The organism is Moraxella catarrhalis (assembly GCF_001632285.1).
Lineage (GTDB): Bacteria > Pseudomonadota > Gammaproteobacteria > Pseudomonadales > Moraxellaceae > Moraxella > Moraxella catarrhalis.
Genome location: NZ_LWAH01000012.1, coordinates 12,983 through 33,628, shown reverse-complemented (window position 1 = coordinate 33,628; position 20,646 = coordinate 12,983). Strand labels below are relative to the sequence as shown.

At 41.4% G+C, this 20,646-nt stretch carries 12 protein-coding genes; 8 read left to right on the top strand and 4 right to left on the bottom strand.

Annotated elements, in window-relative coordinates; translation table 11 throughout:
• Window positions 1-26: 26 nt before the first annotated feature.
• Window positions 27-635 carry a 16S rRNA (guanine(966)-N(2))-methyltransferase RsmD gene (gene rsmD / locus A4U55_RS02195; protein ID WP_003657453.1) on the bottom strand — a complete coding sequence of 203 codons (609 nt, stop codon included), beginning with the start codon at window positions 633-635 and terminating at the stop codon, window positions 27-29.
• A gap of 264 nt (window positions 636-899) precedes the next feature.
• Between rsmD and A4U55_RS02190 the strand changes: the two genes are divergently transcribed.
• The 6 genes from A4U55_RS02190 (at window position 900) to adk (ending at window position 7,748) form a co-directional block, all read left to right on the top strand.
• Window positions 900-2,222 (top strand): membrane protein, encoded by a 1,323-nt coding sequence (locus A4U55_RS02190; protein WP_003657451.1) that lies wholly within the window; start codon window positions 900-902, stop codon window positions 2,220-2,222.
• A 176-nt stretch (window positions 2,223-2,398) separates the two neighbouring features.
• Window positions 2,399-4,423, top strand: a complete 2,025-nt coding sequence (locus A4U55_RS02185) for a heme lyase CcmF/NrfE family subunit (protein WP_003657449.1) — start codon at window positions 2,399-2,401, stop codon at window positions 4,421-4,423.
• Between the two features lie 21 nt (window positions 4,424-4,444).
• Window positions 4,445-5,035: a DsbE family thiol:disulfide interchange protein gene (locus A4U55_RS02180; RefSeq protein ID WP_003657448.1), complete on the top strand. Its 591-nt coding sequence runs from the start codon at window positions 4,445-4,447 to the stop codon at window positions 5,033-5,035.
• Window positions 5,032-5,547, top strand: coding sequence for a cytochrome c-type biogenesis protein (locus A4U55_RS02175; protein ID WP_013108055.1), 516 nt, complete (start codon window positions 5,032-5,034; stop codon window positions 5,545-5,547). Before A4U55_RS02180 ends, A4U55_RS02175 begins: the two co-directional genes overlap by 4 nt.
• 9 nt (window positions 5,548-5,556) lie before the next feature.
• Window positions 5,557-6,819, top strand: coding sequence for a c-type cytochrome biogenesis protein CcmI (gene ccmI / locus A4U55_RS02170; RefSeq protein ID WP_049149265.1), 1,263 nt, complete (start codon window positions 5,557-5,559; stop codon window positions 6,817-6,819).
• 272 nt (window positions 6,820-7,091) lie between these two features.
• On the top strand, window positions 7,092-7,748 hold the full coding sequence (gene adk, locus A4U55_RS02165; RefSeq protein ID WP_063453994.1) for an adenylate kinase: 657 nt from the start codon (window positions 7,092-7,094) through the stop codon (window positions 7,746-7,748).
• 121 nt (window positions 7,749-7,869) lie between these two features.
• Here adk and A4U55_RS02160 read toward each other — a convergent pair whose 3' ends face one another.
• From A4U55_RS02160 to A4U55_RS02150, 3 genes are all read right to left on the bottom strand, one after another.
• Entirely contained in the window at window positions 7,870-10,185 is a 2,316-nt protein-coding gene (locus A4U55_RS02160; protein WP_042510388.1) for a lipase family alpha/beta hydrolase, read from the bottom strand.
• Window positions 10,154-10,978, bottom strand: coding sequence for a tetratricopeptide repeat protein (locus A4U55_RS02155; protein ID WP_063453962.1), 825 nt, complete (start codon window positions 10,976-10,978; stop codon window positions 10,154-10,156). The genes A4U55_RS02160 and A4U55_RS02155 overlap by 32 nt, the downstream gene beginning before the upstream one ends.
• Before the next feature lie 275 nt (window positions 10,979-11,253).
• Window positions 11,254-12,585 carry an MFS transporter gene (locus tag A4U55_RS02150; RefSeq protein WP_003657442.1) on the bottom strand — a complete coding sequence of 444 codons (1,332 nt, stop codon included), beginning with the start codon at window positions 12,583-12,585 and terminating at the stop codon, window positions 11,254-11,256.
• A 107-nt stretch (window positions 12,586-12,692) separates the two neighbouring features.
• Here A4U55_RS02150 and A4U55_RS02145 point away from each other — a divergent pair, with 107 nt between their 5' ends.
• Both A4U55_RS02145 and A4U55_RS02140 read left to right on the top strand, forming a co-directional pair.
• Complete coding sequence (locus A4U55_RS02145; RefSeq protein WP_003661393.1) at window positions 12,693-15,452, top strand: autotransporter assembly complex protein TamA; 2,760 nt, start codon at window positions 12,693-12,695, stop codon at window positions 15,450-15,452.
• 125 nt (window positions 15,453-15,577) lie between these two features.
• A complete protein-coding gene (locus A4U55_RS02140) occupies window positions 15,578-20,596 on the top strand; it encodes a translocation/assembly module TamB domain-containing protein (RefSeq protein ID WP_063453961.1) in 5,019 nt (1,672 codons plus the stop codon).
• Window positions 20,597-20,646 lie beyond the last annotated feature (50 nt).

The following is a 20,646-nucleotide window of genomic DNA, read 5'->3' as shown; positions in this document are numbered from 1 at the left end:
GATGAATACGCCATGATTTGACGGATTTAATTGGGTGTTGGTGTTAATAAATATGCCATGGCCTGACCTACTTTGGTTAATTTGATGAGAGTGAACTTGGCAGATGTGTCATCATCTAGTATGCTGTGTAAGGGTTTGTCAGCCTCAAGGTAGATTCTACTGTCAGCATGGATTAAGGCATTGTCAAGCAGATTTTCTAAAATAGGCTGCCATAAATTGAGAGCATAAGGCGGATCGATAAAAATAATATCAAAGGCATCGTGTCTATCGTGCATGGTGTTTAAAGCACTGATGGCATCGGTGCTCACAATGGTTAGCCTGTCTGATAGTTTCAAAAGCTTGGCATTTTGTTTAAGCATTTGGGCTTGAGCAAGATTTGGCTCAATCAATGTTGCTGTTTTTGCCCCACGAGATACAGCCTCAAAGCCAAGCGCACCGCTACCTGCACAAGTATCCAAAATTTTGGCATCGGTTAAATATCCAGTCAGCCAATTAAAGAGTGTCTCTTTGAGCCTATCTGGGGTGGGGCGTAGACCTTGTGCATCTACAAAGCTTAATAATCTGCGTTTATGCTGACCGCCGATGATGCGTACTTGGTTGACAGCTTTGGTGGATTTTTGAGTGGGTTTTTTCATGACAATGATCGTTTAAACAGTTATTGGGCGAGAGTAATATTTGGTTTTGGATTGATTAGCATGATTGATGGTCGTTAGCCTAAGGCTATTTTTTGTCGCAAAAAGTACATTGCCTTTGATTTTGTATTCTTTAATTTTGTATAATGCTACCTTTGATAAAATCACCGCAAACACCATGAAAACATGCTACAATACGATGTGTTATCATATCATGATTTTAATCAATAAACTCCATTTAACTTTCTTAATCCCAAGATTGACACTATGTTTTCATCCCTTTGGCAAGCTTTAAGTGAGCATCCTGAATTTATCGCCATGCTGACCATCCCACCTGTCACAGCATTTGTGACTTGGGCGCATGTGTGGATGGCACTTGAGATGTTGTTTTATCCGATTAAATTTTGGGGCATACGCATTTTTGGGCTGCCGTTTAGTTTAAAAGGTGTGGGGTGGCAAGGTATTGTGCCTGCCAAGGCTGGCAAAATCTCTGGTATTATTGTTGACCAAACACTCTCAAAACTTGGGTCTTTAGATGAGTTTTTTCAGGCGATGGAACCTGAAGAGATGGCGGAGTTTATCACTGCCACCGTTGATAAAAATCTAGAAAGCTTAATTGATGAAATTATGCTTGAGCGGTCTTATACTCTATGGACGCATACGCCATATGCCATACGCCGCCGTATTTATGCCCACGCTCACTCACATTTGGCGGCAATTATGAAATCTTTGGTCATGGATTTGACTTATAATGTTGAGTCGCTCGTAGATATGCGTGAGATGATTGTCACCAAAATGGAAAATGACCGTAAGCTTATGGTGGATATGTTTTTACGGGTCGGCAAAAAAGAAATTAATTTTATTTGGAAAATTAGTGCTTTGATTGGCTTTGGCTTTGGTGTGCTCCAAATGGCCATTTTTTACTTTGTACCGCAGCATTGGACAGTGCCTTTTTTTGCGATGATTTGGGGAGCGTTGACCAATTGGATTGCCATTTGGATGGTATTTAACCCAGTTGAGCCTAAAACTGTCCCATTTGTTCGCCTATTTCGTTATGAGATGGTTGATCATCAAAAACGAATCGTATGGATGCACCCGCATTGGCATAAATATTCTTGGCAAGGTGGTTTTATGAAGCGTCAGGATGAGGTTTCAACTGTTTTTGCCGAAATTGTCGTCAATGAACTTGTAACACTTGAAAATATCATGAATGAAATGATGTATGGCAGGCGAGCGGATAAAACCCGAGAGTTGGTGAAATCTCATCTTTATGAGATGCTTGAAGATCCAATTGTGGCAACAAGCCTAAAAGTGGGTATGGATAAGCGTAGTCTTGACACCTTTAAAGATACAATTATTGATAAATCCATCGATGCAACGATGGTGCCTATTCGTGATCCCAAACTCAATGTTTCTCGAGCCAATAAAATTTTTGGATTATTTGAAAGTCGTATTCGTGCCCTAACTCCTAAAGAGTTTCAAAATTTATTAAGACCAGCTTTTCAAGAAGATGAGATCACCTTAATTATCTTAGGTGGTATCACGGGATTTTTGGCAGGTTGGTTACATTTGGTGATTGTCTTTTTTTAGTCAAATATCGTTGATTTGGTACATATTACAAGAATATCGCCATATGAGTTATCTTGGAGTGGGTTGGTTCGTTTAACCGATAATAAGCTAACCAAGCTAACCGATAATAAGTTAACAGATAACAATTTAACATCAAAAAGCCCCGCAAAATTTTGCCAGCAAATGAGTGTTTTACTATGCTAATAACAGAACTTGGATACTTTTCGCTATTGCTTGCGTTGGTACTTGCAATGCTACAAGCCATTTTACCCGCCATCGGTGTTATCAAACATCAAGTACAGTGGCAAAGACTGGCACCAAGTCTAGCGATGGCACAGTTTTTAGCGATGGCTGTATCATTTTTGGCATTGATTGCAGGTTTTTTATATAATGATTTTAGCTTAGTTTATGTCGCTAAGCATTCAAATAGCTTGATGCCTTGGTATTATAAGCTTTCTGCAACTTGGGGCGGGCATGAAGGCTCGTTGCTACTTTGGATGACAATTTTGGCAACTTGGTGTATGTTGGTTGCTGTATTTAGCCGTGGCTTACCATTACAGATGCGTGCTCGGGTTTTATCTATATTAGGCGGTGTGCAGGTTATGATGCTTGCAATGATGATTTTTACCTCATCACCGTTTGACCGTGTTTTACCAAGTTTGCCTGTTGATGGTGCTGATTTAAATCCATTATTACAAGATCCTGGTCTGATTTTTCATCCACCCATGCTTTATATGGGTTATGTGGGGCTTGCAGTACCATTTGCGTTTTGTATGGCAGCATTATGGGCGGGTCGCTTAGATGCAGTTTGGACACGCTGGAGCCGCCCCTGGACATTGGTTGCGTGGACATTTTTAACCTTAGGCATTGCTTTGGGTTCGTGGTGGGCGTACTATGAATTGGGCTGGGGTGGCTGGTGGTTTTGGGACCCTGTCGAAAATGCATCACTCATGCCATGGCTTGCCGCTACGGCACTCATGCACTCTTTGGCTGTTACCGAGAAACGAGGTGTATTTAAAGCTTGGACGATGATGCTTGCGATTTTTGCCTTTGCATTATCTTTACTTGGAACATTTCTAGTTCGCTCAGGGGTCATTACCTCAGTGCATTCGTTTGCAGCTGACCCAACCCGTGGTTTGGCTGTACTGGCGATTTTAACAATCGTTATTGGGTTTGGCTTATTAATGTTTGCATTGCGTGGTTGGAGATTGACTGTTGAAAGCAGTTACCGTCTCAAATCAAGAGAAACCATGTTGGTGGTTAATAACTTAGTTTTGTTGGTTGCAACATTGGTCGTCTTATTGGGTACTTTATACCCCATCATTGCCGATTTTTTCAAATTAGGTCAAGTATCTGTCGGTCCTCCGTATTTTAATGCATTGTTTGTGCCGCTCACTTGGCTTTTGCTTGGATTTATGGGCGTTGGCGTTGTCATGCGTTATAAACACGATAGCCGCCCATTTTTAGCAACCTTAATGGCTTGTGCCATCGGTGCATTTGTACTTGGATCTGCGCTGGCTTATATGGTGTCTCAATTGGCAGAAGAGCCATTGTTTGATTATGGTATTTATGTCTCTGGGATTTTATCGTTGTGGGTGCTTATCTTTATTATCTTAGACATTAAAGATAAACTAAAGCATCATAAAGGCGGTATTTTTTCAGGCTTAGCCAAGCTTAGCCCAAGCTACTGGGGTATGCAGATTGCACATATTGGCGTGATTGTCTGTATGATGGGTGTGGCAGCGACCAGCAGTATGAGTATTGAAAAAGATGTTGCCATGACAGTGGGCGATAGCGTACATGTTCAAGGCTATGATTTTTATTTACAAGAATTTGAGATGATTCAAGGGGTCAATTATGATGCCACTCAAGCTACCATCATTGTTAGACAGCATGGTCGGCAAATTGCTGTATTATATCCCCAAAAGCGTGATTATGTTGTCAGTATGATGCCAATGACCGAAGTTGGTATTCGACCAAGTTTATTAAATGAAATGTATGTGGCATTAGGTGAGCCAATCAGCACTCAAAATGGTCAAGTAGATATGAATACTTGGGCGGTGCGTGTCTATGTCAAACCTATGGTACGCTGGATTTGGTTGGGTGCAATTATTATGGCTGTCGGTGCATTCATCGCTATTTTGGATAAACGATATCGCATTTACCAAACCAAGTCTGGTAAATATTCATCAAAGTTCAACAAAACCATGACAAACCAATAAAACCATCAAAGGAGTATTATCATGGCAAAACCCAATAAACGCTTGATGTTGTTTATTATTCCGCTGATTATCTTTATGATACTGGTGGTGATGTTCTTTATGCGACTTGGCAAGCCGACCGAGATTAATACCAGTCGTTTGGTGGGCAATCCCTTGCCAAACTTAAGCTTACCCTTATTATCCGATACCACACGCACAATCACCAAGGCAGATTTTCCAGATACGCCATTTATTTTAAATGTTTGGGGTTCGTGGTGTTTGACTTGCCATGCTGAGCATCCATTTTTGCTTAAGCTGCATGAGCAAGGCGTTCCCATTATTGGTGTTAATTATAAAGATGAGCTGTCTGAAGCGTTGGCATATTTAAATAAAAATCAAGATCCGTTTGTTTATTCTGTACAGGATGTTACGGGTGATTTTGCCCTTGATTTGGGGCTGATGGGTGCACCTGAAAGCTATGTTGTGGGGACAAATGGCATTGTTTATCAACATATTATTGGTGAGATTGGTGAGAAAAATTGGGATGGTATTCAACACTGTTTGACAGCGGTTGCTGATGATGGTTTATCCGATGCCAAAAAAATTAAAGCCTGTCATAAGGATGATTCATGAACTTGTGTGCTTTGATGATGGTATTGGTGATTGGCGTATCAACCACCGCCGCCGCAAGCTTTGAGCTGTATGAATTTGATTCGCCTCAGCAAGAGGCTCAGTATCGAGTACTCATCGAAGAGCTGCGTTGCCCAAAATGCCAAAATCAAAATTTGGCAGGCTCAGATGCACCCATCGCCCAAGACTTAAAACAAAAAACCTATGAAATGGTCAAAGATGGTCGTAGTGATGCTGAGATTCGTAATTATATGTTTGAGCGTTATGGAGATTTTATCAGCTATAAGCCGCCTGTGCGTCCATCTACATGGATTTTATGGTTTTTTCCACCCATTCTTTTGTTACTTTTGCTGTTGGGCTGGATTTATAAAGCCCAAAAAGGTCGTTCTTGGTCTAAGCAAATCCCCACAAGTCATGCACCTTTATCTGCTGGTGAAGAAGCAAAACTTAAAAAAATCTTGGCACATCATCAAAATAAATCGTTGGATGGCAGTGACTCAAAACCAACAAAATAAGGCATCAATATGACACCAAGTTTAATTTTATTTTTCTCATTGTGTGCTGTTTTGACGGTATTGCTCTCTTTGGTAGTCATTCTACCTTGGCGAAAAGTTGGCGTATCATCTGACAATCAACTGATGGCGATTAATGTGCAGATTTTTGGTGAACGCATTGCTGAGCTTGATGCTGATAAAGCAGCAGGGGTTATTGATGAGGCATCTTATCAAACCCAAATCACCGAACTAAAACGCCAGCTGATAGATGCCCAAACGACGACAGAAGCACAAACGCCCGTTGGTATCAAAGGGCGTGCAATTATCATGATTTGGATTCCGATATTGGCTGTCATTGCTTATATGATGACCGCCGATCGTACGGCAGTTTTTACACTTTGGCAAGCTCAAGATAAAGTCGGTCAAGTGGCGGACGATTTATTAACTGGTAAGATTGATGTACCGCCTGAATGGGCAGCCAAAGAGTCAACGGCACTCATCAGTGCCATGCAAACCAATGTGCATCGCAATGCTGATGATGCTAATCGCTGGATGCGTTTATCTGAGCTATTTATGATGCTCGAGGCACAGCCACAAGCATTAGAAGCATTGGCACGGGCCAATCGCTTACAGCCTGATAATGAAGAGATTGCATTAACTTATGCACAGACCAATTTTTTTATCAATGAAGGCAGAATGGATGCAACAACGCATAAGATTTTAACCCAAATCTTAACCCAAACACCCAATCATGAAGGTGCCATGATGATGATGGCAATGGGTGAGGTGCGTGCAGGTAATTATCCTAATGCCAAAGCATGGATTGCCAGATTACGCTCAAGTTTGATGGCACGCTCAGGTGACCATAGTGAAGCTTTGGCAAGTTTGGATAAGTTGGTTGAAAATATTGATAATCAGCAGGCTGCTGTTGCCCAAGGTGTGACGATTACCATCAATCTGGCACCCGCCTTGGTAGACAAGCTAAGACCTGATGATGTCTTATTTGTCTCTATTAGTGGGCAATCAGGCGGCGCACCTTATGCTGTCAAAAAACTGCCAGCCAGTGAGCTTATGAGTCAACAAGCGGTTAGTGTGACACTAAGTGATATGGATGCCATGATGCCAACACGAATACTGTCATCAGCACGCCAAGCGGGCGAGGCATTGGTAGTAAATGCACGCATCAGTCATTTGGGTGATGCCATGCCTAAAGCGGGCGATTTGGCAGCCAATCCGATCATTTTGGATAAACAAACCGAAGTGTCTTTGATGATTTCTCAAATTGTGCCATAAAATAGTTATAAGCCTAGTATTGGTTAATATTGAGTTTATTGATAATTTATAAAATGTATGTTGAGAAGAATAATCAGGTCTTTTTACTTAAAGTACTCAAAGACTCATGATGACAGTTGGTTGAATGGGTGAATATAAATATTCATAAAAACTTGTGATTTCATTGGATTTTATGATAAAAAACTTGAACAATTTCTCAATGTGCTTTATAGTACAATCTGTTACTAACAGCCGCTTGCCATCAGGCAGTTTTATTTGGAGAATACATCATGATGCGTATCATTTTACTAGGTCCACCAGGTGCAGGCAAAGGCACACAAGCCCAGTTGATATCAAAGGAATTTGGCATTCCTCAAATCTCAACTGGTGATATGTTGCGTGCAGCAATTAAAGCAGGTACTGAGCTTGGTAAGCAAGCAAAAAGTGTCATGGATGCAGGTCAATTGGTTTCTGATGAGCTGATTATTAATTTGGTTAAAGAACGCTTAAAACAGCCAGATTGTGACAATGGTTGTATTTTTGATGGATTCCCACGCACAATCCCACAAGCCAAAGCACTGGCAGATGCTGGTATTGCCATTGACTATGTGATTGAAATCAGCGCCCCTGATGATGAAATCGTAAGCCGTATGTCGGGTCGCCGTGCACATTTGGCATCAGGTCGTACTTATCATGTGATCTATAATCCCCCAAAAACTGACGGTATTGATGATGTCACAGGCGAGGCACTGGTGCAGCGTGATGATGATAAAGAAGAAGTGGTGCGTGATCGCTTATCGGTATATCACGCCCAAACCACGACATTGATTAGTCATTATCAAGAAGTTGCCAAATCGGGCGAAAATGCCCCTGAATATCATGACTTTGATGGAACAAAATCCATCGATACGGTTCGTGATGAGATTTTTGCTGTTTTAAAATCTGAATAATACTCAGTATCTGAATAATACTCGGTCATTTGACAATAAAGCCCATCACTCACTATTTTGATGATGGGCTTTATTGTGCCTTGATTTAATGATTTTATATATTCAATGATCTTATATCAAATTATTGATCCAAATGCTCATGTAAAATCTTACGCAGCTGTACGATGGTTTTTGGGTTCTCGTGTGTGTTGTGTTTACCTTCAACAATAATTTCAGATGCCGCTCCCTCAAGATGCGAGCTTGTATAAGGTACGATGCCATCAGAAATTGTTTTACCGACAGCGTCACCTTGTTGATTGGTATTGGTATGGTTGCCGATAATGCTATGATAACGCACAGATGGGCTAATTTGAATATCTTTGGTCAGTGCCATAAAAGAAGAATGATCTGACAACTGGCTTGCACCATTTTGAAGGTATAAAGTGCCTAAGAAGCTTTGGGATTGAATATCATTGGTAAATATTGTACCAAGCGATCTGGTCAGTTCGATAGGCAGTTTGATGATACGCCGAGCAGCGCGAGTAAACCAGCGATCTGCATAATCTGTACCACGATGAGGTGCTGATAAAAAAATCGCTTCATCAACTTGTGGTAATGATGATAATACTAATCGATTGGAGAGTGTTTGGCGTTGGTCAGCGGATAGATGATTGATCAGCTTATATTGTTCCTTATGACCGAGTGTATGAAGCTTTTGGGTCAAATCGGTATCAGAAACCAACAATCTTGAGATGACACCGCCCATGCTATGCCCAATTAAAACCGCATTATGACTGGCTTTGTCTTGTCCATTGGGGTCAAGCTTGGCAAAAGTATGACGGATTAATTCATGAATTTGATAGCGGTTTTCTAAAATGGGCAGGTTAGTTGCATAGGCAACTTGCCATACTTGATAGTTTTCATTAAGCTTAGAATCGGTCAGTAGGGTATTGGTAAGATTCACCCAAGTGGCAGGGCTTGATGCCAAACCATGCAGCATAATGATGACTTTTTGGTCAGGATTATACGGTTTTAGCATAAATAGTTCAGGTAAAGCGATGGCATCAGAACGAGAAATCATATTCGTCAGCGAGACTTGTCTTAGCTGATTTTCAGCCAACCACAACGCATAGCCCGCTGAAAAATTCGCTGTCAAAGGATATGATGTATCGCCGATTTTGACATGAGTGTTATTGCTTGGATTAAAAAAATAGGCATAAAACTCATGTGATGACAGTACCTCATCAATGGTATTGCCCATAGGTTTAATGATGGCGGTAAGCTGAATGTGCCCGACATGATGAATGCGATCGTCTAAGGCCTTATTGCGTGCAAGCTTTTTGAGATTATCAATACTGGTGGTGTGCCGATCATTGATAGCACCAACGAAACTGACACCAAGCCCTGAGCGTCGTGCATTGACATCCAAATCCAGCAATCTAGAATCATAAGCAGAAATCATCTCAGAAAACAGCTCGCTGCTGTGTTCGTGTTGTTTGAGCTTACTTGTCAAAAAATCACGATCACCAACAGAGATATGCAGTGTATTTTGACCGTGGTCATTGCTGAGAACACGACCAATTCTTAGCTGATTGTAGATAGGTTCTAATTGCTCAGATGATACCACATCCTGAAATTTGGCATTATAAAACGCACCATGATCTTTGCGATAAATTTGAGTGATTAAATCATTGATGGCAAGGTGATAAAGATCAAGCGTTCGGATATCAGACTCTTGGGGAAGAGATGAGGGAGTACCATGACCGCCTAAGCTGTAATAAAATAAATAAGCATAGCTATATTTGACAGTTTGATAAAGTGCATCTCGATACTTGGCATGACACTCAGTGCGAGCTTTTTGCTGATTTTCAGCGATGTCTTTACTGATGGGTGCATTGGTATAATAAGGATCAATGGGCGGCCTGGCAAGTTCGATGCGACACGCCTCTTGGGCGATGAGATTGTCAGCATATGTATAATACAACTCACTAAATACAGACAGTTGTAAACGATTGGGCATTTCGATAAAAAAAATTGATCTAACATCATCAACACACGCTTCAAAATCCGCCATGCAACTTTCTTGGGTATAACCTGCCGAAACTAAAATAGATTGTGTCGCTGCACTGACACGACCGTTTGTAATGATACTGCTTCTTGTTTTTTCAAGTAATTTGGCAGGTGTCTGTTTGGGCGGTATAAGCATATGACAAGCGCTCAAAATCATCATTAAGCTGGCAGGCAACAAAAGCTTACCTAAGCGTAATTTACTTGGTTTTATTGGTAAAGTCTGCATGGATTTCTCTGGTGAAGCGTATGGCGGTTCGTCAGGGTTTAAATCAGCTACAATCAGCCAAGATTTATCATAATAAAAAAAATCCGTACAATCAAGAGACTGTACGGAAGATAATAGACTTACCAACGCATTATTTGATGGGCTTGACATGAATGTCATCATCTTTGATATTCCAAATGTAATAACCACCGTTGTCAACAATACGAATTTGTTCAGCAATTTGGGCGTGATTTGGGTGTTTGTTAGCCAAAGTACGCAAGCGTTTGAGTGCTGCTGTGCGATTGTCATTTAGCAAATCTGCTTGAGCGATGCTTTGTTCAGCCTCAACATTGCCCATTGAAACTGCCTTATCTAAATATTTACGACCTTCTTTAAAACCACCTGATTCAGACAGCATAATCCCAAATAGCAGGTTGGCTTCAAGGTCATTTGGTTTTAATTGTAAGGCTTTTTGCATGTATGTGCCTGCACGAACTGTATAGGTTGTACCAAGATTAAGATTTCTTGCGATACCGTTTAATTTAGCGGCACGAATGACAACATCAAATGACGCATCAGGCGTGCTGGCATAAGATTCAATCCAATCTGACAGATGTTTGATATTTTCTGTCGTGATATATTCAGCGGTACGATTTGGGAAATTGGTTGGATAATGGCGAGCATTTGGGGCGATATCATCCAAAAACTCATCAACCAAAGTAACATCTAAAATGACGGTGCCTGCGGTATTGGCGGCAATGGTAATAGTTGGAATATTTTTGATTTCTGTGATTAAAATATTGGGTGCGGGCAGACCTTGCACGATGGTTTGTAGTAAATCAGCAGTGCCAGCACGAGCCGTGATGGTTTCGGTGATTTCACCACGCATAGTTGGGCTTTGATAGGTGGTGTTAGCGATGGCGGTAGAGGCAAAAATGGCAGTAAAAACTGATAATGTCAGTGCTAATTTTTTCATAAAAAATCCATGATAATGATGACTGAATGAATAATTGATTAGGGTGTAGTAACCCTTGATAAAATTTTATTGAAAATTGATAAAAATTGACAATTTTGGTTCATTTTGTATGAAAATGGCTAAATTTTATGATTTGATGGCAATCGCCTAAAATTACCAGTAAATACAATCTAAAATCCTAAAATTTATCAAATCATATCAAATTTTATGCTACTTTAAGGTAACGATTTACAAAAATTTGCATAAAATCTTACCCTTTTGTTGCAAATTGAAAATCAAGGCAAAATCGCCGTTTCATCCGTATGGATTGGTAAAGTGCGATCATATTTTTTTAATTTTAGACATAAAAACAGACCGAATATGGCATTTAATATTGCTGTGATGGCAAACAACTGAGCCAAACTCAGTTTGATGACTGCCAAAATAATAATTGAGAAAATTGCAGAAATAACCATAAAAATGGCATTTAAAATATTATTCGCCCCAACAATGCGTGAACGGTAATCAATGGGTGCATATGCTTGCATGGCAGTATATAGTGGTACAATATACACGCCGCCACTAAATCCCAATAAAAACAGTGCGATAAATACCGGCCAAGCGTGCAACTGATGTATGATATCCATCACAGCATACGGCCAAATAGGTAATGCCAAAGACAGCTGATTTAAAGAAAAATATAACGCCATCGCAAAGACTGACAGACCTAATAATCCATAAGGCAGTAAGCGAAAGCTGACTTGATTTTTGGTGAGCGTTTTACACAGTAGTGAGCCTATGGCAATACCAACAGAAAATAAGCTCAGCAAAAAGATGACCACAGATTCATCTGCGTGTAATAAAACCTTGGTGACTTCAGGTGTTTGCGTCAAAAAAGTTGCACCATAAAACCAAAACCAACTATTACCTAAAGTGATAAAAAACAATAAGGGCAGATGATACAGGTACTTGAGTAGTTCAAAGCTCGTACCAGCAATATTCCAATTGATGGATAAATCAGGTGCATGAACTTTAGTTTTTGGGATTTGGCGTGCTGATAAATAACCAAGTATTGCCACAACGATGGTTACCGTAGCCAGCCAATATTCAGAGAAATATAGCTGTGTTAAGATGCCTGCCGTCATCATGCCTGTTAAAATGGCAAGGCTGGTGCTGGTTTGAAATAATCCATTGGCTGCAACCAGCTCATCATGACGCATGGTTTCGGGTAAATAAGCATATTTAATAGGACCAAAAAAGGTGGATTGAGTACCCATCATAAATAAGCAAAAAAACAGTAGGCTGTATATTTCATAAATAAAACCCACAGCAGCGACTGCCATGATGATGATTTCAAGTAATTTGATATGCCCAGTTAAGGTAGATTTTTCGTATTTATCGGCAATCTGACCTGCCAATGCTGAGAATAAAAAATAAGGCAAGATGAATAATAATGCTGCCAAATTATTTAATAAGCTCACCTCGGTTTCAAGTTTTGCTGCCGCTGAATAGGTGAGTACTAATATCAATGCTTGCTTAAAAATGTTATCGTTAAATGCCCCAAAAAATTGAGTAAAAAACATTGATGTAAACACTTGACGGCGAAATAAGTTTAATTGGCTTGCCATAATTTATCGGTATTTTAAGCTAAAGTTGGGGTAAATTTTGGGCTTTCATCATGTACAAACTCTGCTATAATAGCAGGAATTTGATTTTTTATCTTGAGTTTTTTTGTATGTCAAAGCCCGTTTTGTTTGCAAATTGCAGTTTTATGCCTGTCGCATTGGCGGCTTATTTGCCTTTGATGACATCGCAAGCATTGGCACAACAAAATAACTCTGCAAACATCATCAATCATATACCCGCTCATGACACCGCCATCAATCAAGCAAAGGCAGGCAATCCACCTGTTTTGCTAACACCTGAGCAGATACAAGCACGCCTTAATGCTGCTGGACTGAATGCTAAGCCCCAATCACAAGCTTTGGATGTTGTCAATTTTGATGATCAATCGCCGATATCTCGTATCGGTGAGCAATCACCCCCTTTGGGTTTGGATATGTCGGTCATCGAAGAAACCACACCGCTAAGCTTGGAGGAATTATTTGCTCAGGAATCTACTGAGATGGGAATCAATCCAAATGATTATATTCCAGAATATCAAGGCGAGCAACCTAATAGTGAGGTGGTTGTACCACCGACATTAGAACCTGAAAAACCAGGTTTGATCAAGCGTCTTTATGCACGCCTATTTAATGATGGTGTCAATAAGGTGCCTAGGCTTAAGGCAAAATTTTATCAATCATCGCAATCAGGCGAAACCAGTGCGATTGGGTCATCGCATCAAAAAACAGAGCCTTATGCAAATATCAAAGCAGCACTTGAAGACATCACCCAAGAGTCAGCGATGGATTTGAATGGCTCTATCCCACGCCTAAGGCAAACTGCTTTGGTGGCAGCGCGTGCTGTCGGTTATTATGATATTGATTTATCAATCATAAGAAATAGCATCGGAGAGGTGGATGTCATCATCCATGATTTAGGTGAACCTGTTTATATTGATTATCGAGCGGTGGAGGTACGAGGTGAAGGTGCTGATGATAAAGCATTTACTACCGTGGCGGATGAGGTGCCATTGCTGATCGGCGATGTCTTTCATCATGGCAAGTACGAAACCAAAAAAAATCTCATCGAAAATGCCAGTGCTGAACATGGATATTTTGATGGGCGTTGGCTGGATCGTTCAGTTGATGTAATTTTGCCAGATAATACCGCTGATGTCAGCTTAATTTATGATACAGGTACGCAGTATCGCTTTGATGAGGTGGTATTTTTTACCATTGATCCTAAAACCAATCAATTGACAACCGATCCAGATAAGCTGCCAGTTAAACGAGAATTACTTGAGCAGTTACTCACCGTTAACATGGGAGAGGCTTACAATTTACAGGCGGTGCGTGCACTTTCAAATGATTTGATTGCCACACGGTATTTTAATATGGTGAATACCGAGATTGTCTTTCCAGAGCGTGAACAGATCCAAAACGACCAAGTGAGCTTTGAGCAGTCTTCAAGTAGCCGTACTGAACCAGCACAAGTTGATGAAAGCACACTTGAACCTGTCATTGAAACCGTTGAGCTAACGGATGGGATATTAATGGATATTTCGCCCATCGAATTTAGTGCATCTAATCTGATTCAAGACAAGCTAAATTTGGTGGCTGCCAAGGCTCGCCATTTATATGACATGCCTGATGATAGGGTGCTTGCCATCAATCATGATGATGGTGTAAATCGCTCTATTTTGGGCAGAATCAGCGATGCCGTATCTGCCGTTGCACGCGCTATTTTACCTGATGAATCTGAAAATGAGGTAATAGATTTGCCCGAGCGTACCGCATTGGCTAATCGCAAGACCCCTGCCGATGTCTATCAAAGTAAAAAAGTGCCGCTATATGTCTTTGTGGCGAGTGATAAACCACGAGATGGTCAAATTGGTTTGGGCTGGGGATCGGACACAGGTACCCGCCTAGTCACAAAATTTGAGCATAATTTGATTAATCGTGATGGCTATCAAGCAGGCGCTGAGCTAAGACTGTCTGAGGATAAAAAAGGGGTCAAGTTATATGCCACCAAACCGCTTAGCCACCCTCTAAATGATCAGCTAAGAGCAACTTTGGGTTATCAACAAGAAGTTTTTGGTCACTCTACCAATGGTTTTGATTTATCCACACGCACCCTAGAGCATGAGATTAGCCGTAGTATTATCCAAAATGGTGGCTGGAATCGTACTTATTCATTGCGTTATCGTCTTGATAAGCTTAAAACCCAAGCACCCCCTGAAACATGGCAGGATTTACCAGTGGATTTTGTCAATGGTAAGCCAAGCCAAGAGGCGTTATTGGCAGGTGTTGCTGTGCATAAAACGGTTGCAGATAATTTGGTTAATCCGATGCGTGGCTATCGTCAGCGATATTCTTTAGAGGTTGGCTCAAGCGGTTTGGTATCGGATGCTAATATGGCTATTGCTCGAGCTGGTATTAGTGGCGTGTATAGTTTTGGGGATAATGCTTATGGCAGCAATCGTGCCCATCAGATGACTGGTGGCATACAAGTAGGATACATTTGGTCGGATAATTTTAATCATGTGCCATATCGTTTGCGTTTTTTTGCTGGTGGCGACCAAAGTATTCGTGGATATGCACATGACAGTTTATCACCTATATCAGATAAGGGTTATCTGACAGGCGGTCAAGTATTGGCGGTTGGTACAGCTGAATATAATTATGAATTTATGAAAGATTTGCGTTTGGCGGTTTTTGGTGATATTGGTAATGCTTATGATAAAGGCTTTACTAATGATACCAAAATTGGTGCAGGTGTCGGTGTTCGCTGGGCATCACCTGTCGGTCAAGTTCGTGTTGATGTGGCAACTGGTGTCAAAGAAGAGGGCAATCCCATTAAGCTGCATTTTTTTATTGGCACACCATTTTAATTCAGCTTAGTTTATTATTTTATTTATTTTACGATTTTATATCGCCGACAGATTGGCGTGAATTGATAATTTTAACCATTTGTGATTAAATGACGCATTGGTAATTAGATGTCTAAAGGCGGCACATGACTCATCAGGATAATTCAAAAAACTCGTCATCGGCAGAAAATGGGGTTTCTGCTGGCGTTGCTGCACTGACTAAAACTCAGCCCAAACCACCAAACCCACCCAAACCACAATGGCTAATCTATTTAATTCGCTTAATTGTTGGAGCAATTATTGCCGCTTTATTGTTGTTGGCGGTGTTATTTGCCATGACCAACAGCGAGTCAGGTTCAAAGTTTTTAATCGAAAAAATTGCGTTAGAAACTGGCACTAAGCTTAAGTACAGCGAAGGCTCAATTCGCCATGGAGTTTGGGTGCAAGATGTCAAAATCGCTCAAAGTGAAGATATTACCATCACCATTAATCGTGCCTATGTACAGCTTGGGTGGCGAGCCTTGTTTGCTCGCCAAGTGCATTTGGTCAATCCTAAGATTGATAAAGTTTATGTGACAAACACCAAGCCATCAACAGGCGAACCCTTTGATTATGCGACCATCAACCTACCAGTGACGCTTAAGCTTGAAAATGCCAAAGTCAATGAAATTATCTATGACCAAGTGGATTCTGAGCCTGTCGTACTGCATCATATCGCATTTGATCACGCATCATGGGCAGATTCAACAGTTAAAATTGATAACGCCATGCTAAGCTATGGTGATGATATTAATATCAGCCATGCCACTGGTGGAATTGATTTAACAGGTCATTATCCGCTGTCGTTGTCGGCAGATGTGCATATCTTGGCACTTGATGATGCGTATTTTGATACTTTGTCGGTGAAAGCAGGCGGTAGCCTTAAGCGTACCGTTGGTACACTCACTGGCAAATATAATCAGCATCATGTGACAGGCAGCTTTATCGCTCAAGGGTTGGATAAAAACTCACCTTTTAGTGCACGCCTTGATTTTGATGAAGTACGATTGCCTTATGCTGACAGTCAAAATATTTTACTAAAAAATGGCTCTATCATCGCTGATGGCGTCATCTCAAATATCGAGCTACGCATTAACACTGAGTTATCCGCCAAAGATATTCCTGATGGGCATTATCACGGTCGTGGAATTATTCGTGGCAGTACCATGCAAATCCCATATTTGCAGGCTGATACTGCCAATGGTACTTTGGTGGCAACGGGTGATATGACTTGGGAAGATGGCTATGAGCTTGATGCCACCATTACAGCAGACGGCTATCGTATCCGTGAAGAGATGCCAAGTGATTATCATGAATATAGAGCCTATCTACCTAAGGTTTTGACAGGCTCACTTGGGGTTAAGTATACGCTATTAGACAAAGCCAGTCATGATACTCGGTTTGAGTTTGATCTGAATCAAAAAGACGGTGAACGCATTCAAGCGACGCTGGCTCAAAATCAACAGAGTGATCATGAGCCTTGGCGTATTGATGCGACTTGGGCAAATCTAATCCGCCATGATATTCCACAAATTGGTGAGATTCATAGCCGCTCAGGTCAGGCATCAGTTCGTTTGGAGAACGGACATACCTATATTAACGCCTCTGCTGACATTGTTAAACTTAATGCCGTCCCAAGCGGATCATATCATGTGCAAGCAAATATTGAGCAAAATCAGCACTTGCACTTGACAGATTTTAACTATCAAGGCGTGATGGGCGAGTTGACAGGTACTGGCAGGGTTGATTTTGCGACTGCCCAAAGACCGCTTGAGTGGCAGCTTGATGTCACTGCCAATCCAGTCAAACCCAATGCGTATTTTCAAACACCCAATCAAACACCGTTTGAGCAAATTTCAGGCAGAATAATTGCTTCAGGGCGTCTGCGTGAGATAGATGGTGTGTCAATTCATGACATTAAAGTGGATGACAGTGATTTAACCGCTTTATTAAATGACGGCAAGCAAGTACATCTGATGGGTCAAGGCGTCAGCAAGATTAGGCTACAAGATGGACAAATTAGCCATCTTAAGGCAAATTTTGATGGCAAGCTTGCTCAAGATATCTTACCGCAGGTAGCTGACTCAAGCATTGGATTGGATATTGAAGGTGATTTGAATGATTTGACCATCACACGGGCAGTCATGATGAATGACTCAGGCAAAGTATCGCTTGCAGGTCGTCTTGGATTAAATGACGGTATTCATTGGCAAATTCAAGGGCGATTAGATGAGGTGGATACCGCCGCTTTTGTTGATGATGACAATTTAGTTGCGATCATCACAGGCGATCTTGCCACATCAGGCAGATATCGTGATGGCGTGATGGATGATATCGCACTCACTTTTGATGGTCAAGTGATTAACAATTCAATCCCAAATGGTCATCTAAGTATTGATGCGACAGGTTCTGGCAATCGCTTTATGGTCAATCATCTAAGACATGATGGCACAGCAGGCACGCTGAATGCGACAGGCTGGGTAGATATTAGCCAAGGTGCTGCATGGCAGCTAGAGGCTGATATGAATTCATTGAATTTGGGTGCATTTATCCAGTCGCTAGATACTGACTTAAACGGTACAATTCAGCTTGCAGGCAACTGGCAAGAGTCTCATCAAGTCATTGATATCAGTAATTTGGATATTACAGGTAGCTACAATAATCAGCCGCTCATCGCTTCAGGCAGTCTCTACGCTGAGCTTGCACTGCCCAAGGATCTTGCTGGGTATATCCAAAGTATCAAGCAAGCAAGCCGCCCACCGACTTCATCTGATGATTTATTGGCACTAAAAAATCGTATTGATAACAACGCACGCCAAACCCAAAATATCGTTCATAAACTCAATGCTGATAATCTACAAGTCCGCATTGGCAATAATCATTTGGCCATATCAGGCGATGAAAGACAGTTGACCGCCAGTGTGAATGTGATTGATCTTGGGCAGCTGATTGATACCGCAAGTGGTGCGATTCAAGGCGGTGTGATTGTCGTCAATGATCATCACGCTTTGCCAACTTTATATATTGATGCCAGTGTCTCATCACTCAGATTTGCCAATATCACCATCCAAAACGCCCAAGCTATCGGTAAAATTGTCAATCTGGGTAATAGCGAAAGCCAGCTGTTGGTTCAGGGTGATGATATTATCGTGATGGGACGCACCATTAAATCTGCTCGGATGGATTTTAGTGGCACAGAAGCCGATCATATCTTATCAATTTCAACCAAAAGCGGTGATATCGAAGCATCTATGCATATTGATGGGGCATTTAATCGCAACAATATGCGATATCATGGTGTTTTGTCTGATGGTTTTGTCAAGAGTGGATTTGGCAAAATGTCACAGCGTCAGCCGACCGAGTTTAGCTATGGATTGGATGATAATAGCTTACAAATTGCAGCGCATTGTTGGCAATCGGCACATATCCAAGGCGATGGCGTGGGTGCGATTTGTTTACAAGATACATTAAGTTATACACCGCAATCAGGGAATGTCAATCTTATTATCCAAAATCTTGATACTCAAGTACTATTGGCGGCTCTACCCAGTGATATTCATTGGAAATCCATGCTCAATGGTCGCATTAAGGCAATGTGGCAGGCAGGTCAATCACCTTTGGTTGATGCTGTACTGTATTCTGATGATGGTACAATTGGCTTAACTCAAGAAGAGACAGGTTATATTGAGATGCCATATCAGCGTGCGTCTGTGATTGCCAAAAGTGTTGATAATGGCTTAAAGGTAAGAACCGATATCTTGGGTACGGCAGGTCGTGGTTATGCCGATGTAATCATCAACCCCAAGCAAACAGACAAGCCCATTTCTGGTGCGCTTGTTATGAATGATCTTAATTTGGCGGTATTGCGACCATTTTTCCCGAGCATTCAAACATTGAGCGGTAAAGTCAGCTTGGCAGGTGGCTTAGGTGGTACATTATCCAAACCATTGTTTTATGGTAATGCCAATTTAAAGAATGGTGCATTAGCGATTGTTGGCGTACCAGTGCCCATTTCTGATGTTGATGCCACGGTGAACATACGAGGTACTAAAGCACGCTTAGACGGTAGATTTATGGGTGGTGAGGGTCATGGTGTGCTTTATGGTGAAATGGATTGGGCAGAAGAGCTGTATGCTCGCCTTGGCGTATTTGGTGAAAATCTGACCGTCAGCCAGCCACCGCTTGTGACGGCACAAATCAGCCCTGAGCTGGAAGTGATTATCAGACCTTTCCAAAAATTTGTAGATGTTCAAGGCGTTGTTAGTATCCCATCAGCAACCATTCGTCCGCCAGAGGCAACCGCAGATATCGTAACCGAATCCCCAGATGTATCAGTCATTGACCGCCGTATCACAGGTAATATTGACCAGATTTTAAGTAGAGCGAAACCTTGGGATATTAATGCAAATATCGGTGTTGATTTGGGTAATGAGATTGAATTTCGTGGATTTGGGGCGGTATTACCATTGGCAGGCGCGATACATTTGACTCAGTCAGGACAAGGTGCAATGCAAGCTCTTGGCGTGGTTCAGGTTTCTAAACGCACAAAAATCGATGTCATCGGTCAAAATTTGGATTTAAATTATGCCCAAATTCGTTTTGATGGCGACATGCTTAATCCACGCTTATCTATTGAGGGTGAAAAACAAATTGAAGGGCAAACGGTGGGCGTTCGCATTCGTGGAACGGCATCAAATCCAAACATTACCGTATTTAATGATGCAGGTTTGGATGAATACCAAGCAATGAATGCACTGGTGACAGGACGCATTAGCGAATCAAGTGATTTGGGTATCACAGAGCAGGGTTTTCGCTCACAAGTAACCAATCACCTTGCTGCTGCTGGCTTAAGCTTAGGTTTGTCAGGAACCAGAGATTTAACCAACCAAATTGGTCACGCATTTGGTTTTCAGAGTTTGACCATTGATGCCTCGGGCAGCTCAGATGATACCAATGTTAATGTTACAGGCTATATTACACCAGATTTGTATTTGCGTTATGGCGTGGGTGTGTTTAATGCTGAATCAACCTTATCCATGCGTTATCAATTGACACGCCGTGTTTATATTGAAGCAACCAGTGCCGCTGAAAATATGGTTGATGTGATTTATCGTTGGAAGTTTTAGCCAAAAAACCATTCATAAATGCGTTTGAATGTGTATCAGATGATGAATAA

What these genes read in the sequence shown, in the direction of transcription:
- rsmD (WP_003657453.1), bottom strand. Translation starts at nt 635, where the DNA reads ATGAAAAAACCCACTCAAAAATCCACCAAAGCTGTCAACCAAGTACGC.
- A4U55_RS02190 (WP_003657451.1), top strand. Translation starts at nt 900, where the DNA reads ATGTTTTCATCCCTTTGGCAAGCTTTAAGTGAGCATCCTGAATTTATC.
- A4U55_RS02185 (WP_003657449.1), top strand. Translation starts at nt 2,399, where the DNA reads ATGCTAATAACAGAACTTGGATACTTTTCGCTATTGCTTGCGTTGGTA.
- A4U55_RS02180 (WP_003657448.1), top strand. Translation starts at nt 4,445, where the DNA reads ATGGCAAAACCCAATAAACGCTTGATGTTGTTTATTATTCCGCTGATT.
- A4U55_RS02175 (WP_013108055.1), top strand. Translation starts at nt 5,032, where the DNA reads ATGAACTTGTGTGCTTTGATGATGGTATTGGTGATTGGCGTATCAACC.
- ccmI (WP_049149265.1), top strand. Translation starts at nt 5,557, where the DNA reads ATGACACCAAGTTTAATTTTATTTTTCTCATTGTGTGCTGTTTTGACG.
- adk (WP_063453994.1), top strand. Translation starts at nt 7,092, where the DNA reads ATGCGTATCATTTTACTAGGTCCACCAGGTGCAGGCAAAGGCACACAA.
- A4U55_RS02160 (WP_042510388.1), bottom strand. Translation starts at nt 10,185, where the DNA reads ATGATGACATTCATGTCAAGCCCATCAAATAATGCGTTGGTAAGTCTA.
- A4U55_RS02155 (WP_063453962.1), bottom strand. Translation starts at nt 10,978, where the DNA reads ATGAAAAAATTAGCACTGACATTATCAGTTTTTACTGCCATTTTTGCC.
- A4U55_RS02150 (WP_003657442.1), bottom strand. Translation starts at nt 12,585, where the DNA reads ATGGCAAGCCAATTAAACTTATTTCGCCGTCAAGTGTTTACATCAATG.
- A4U55_RS02145 (WP_003661393.1), top strand. Translation starts at nt 12,693, where the DNA reads ATGTCAAAGCCCGTTTTGTTTGCAAATTGCAGTTTTATGCCTGTCGCA.
- A4U55_RS02140 (WP_063453961.1), top strand. Translation starts at nt 15,578, where the DNA reads ATGACTCATCAGGATAATTCAAAAAACTCGTCATCGGCAGAAAATGGG.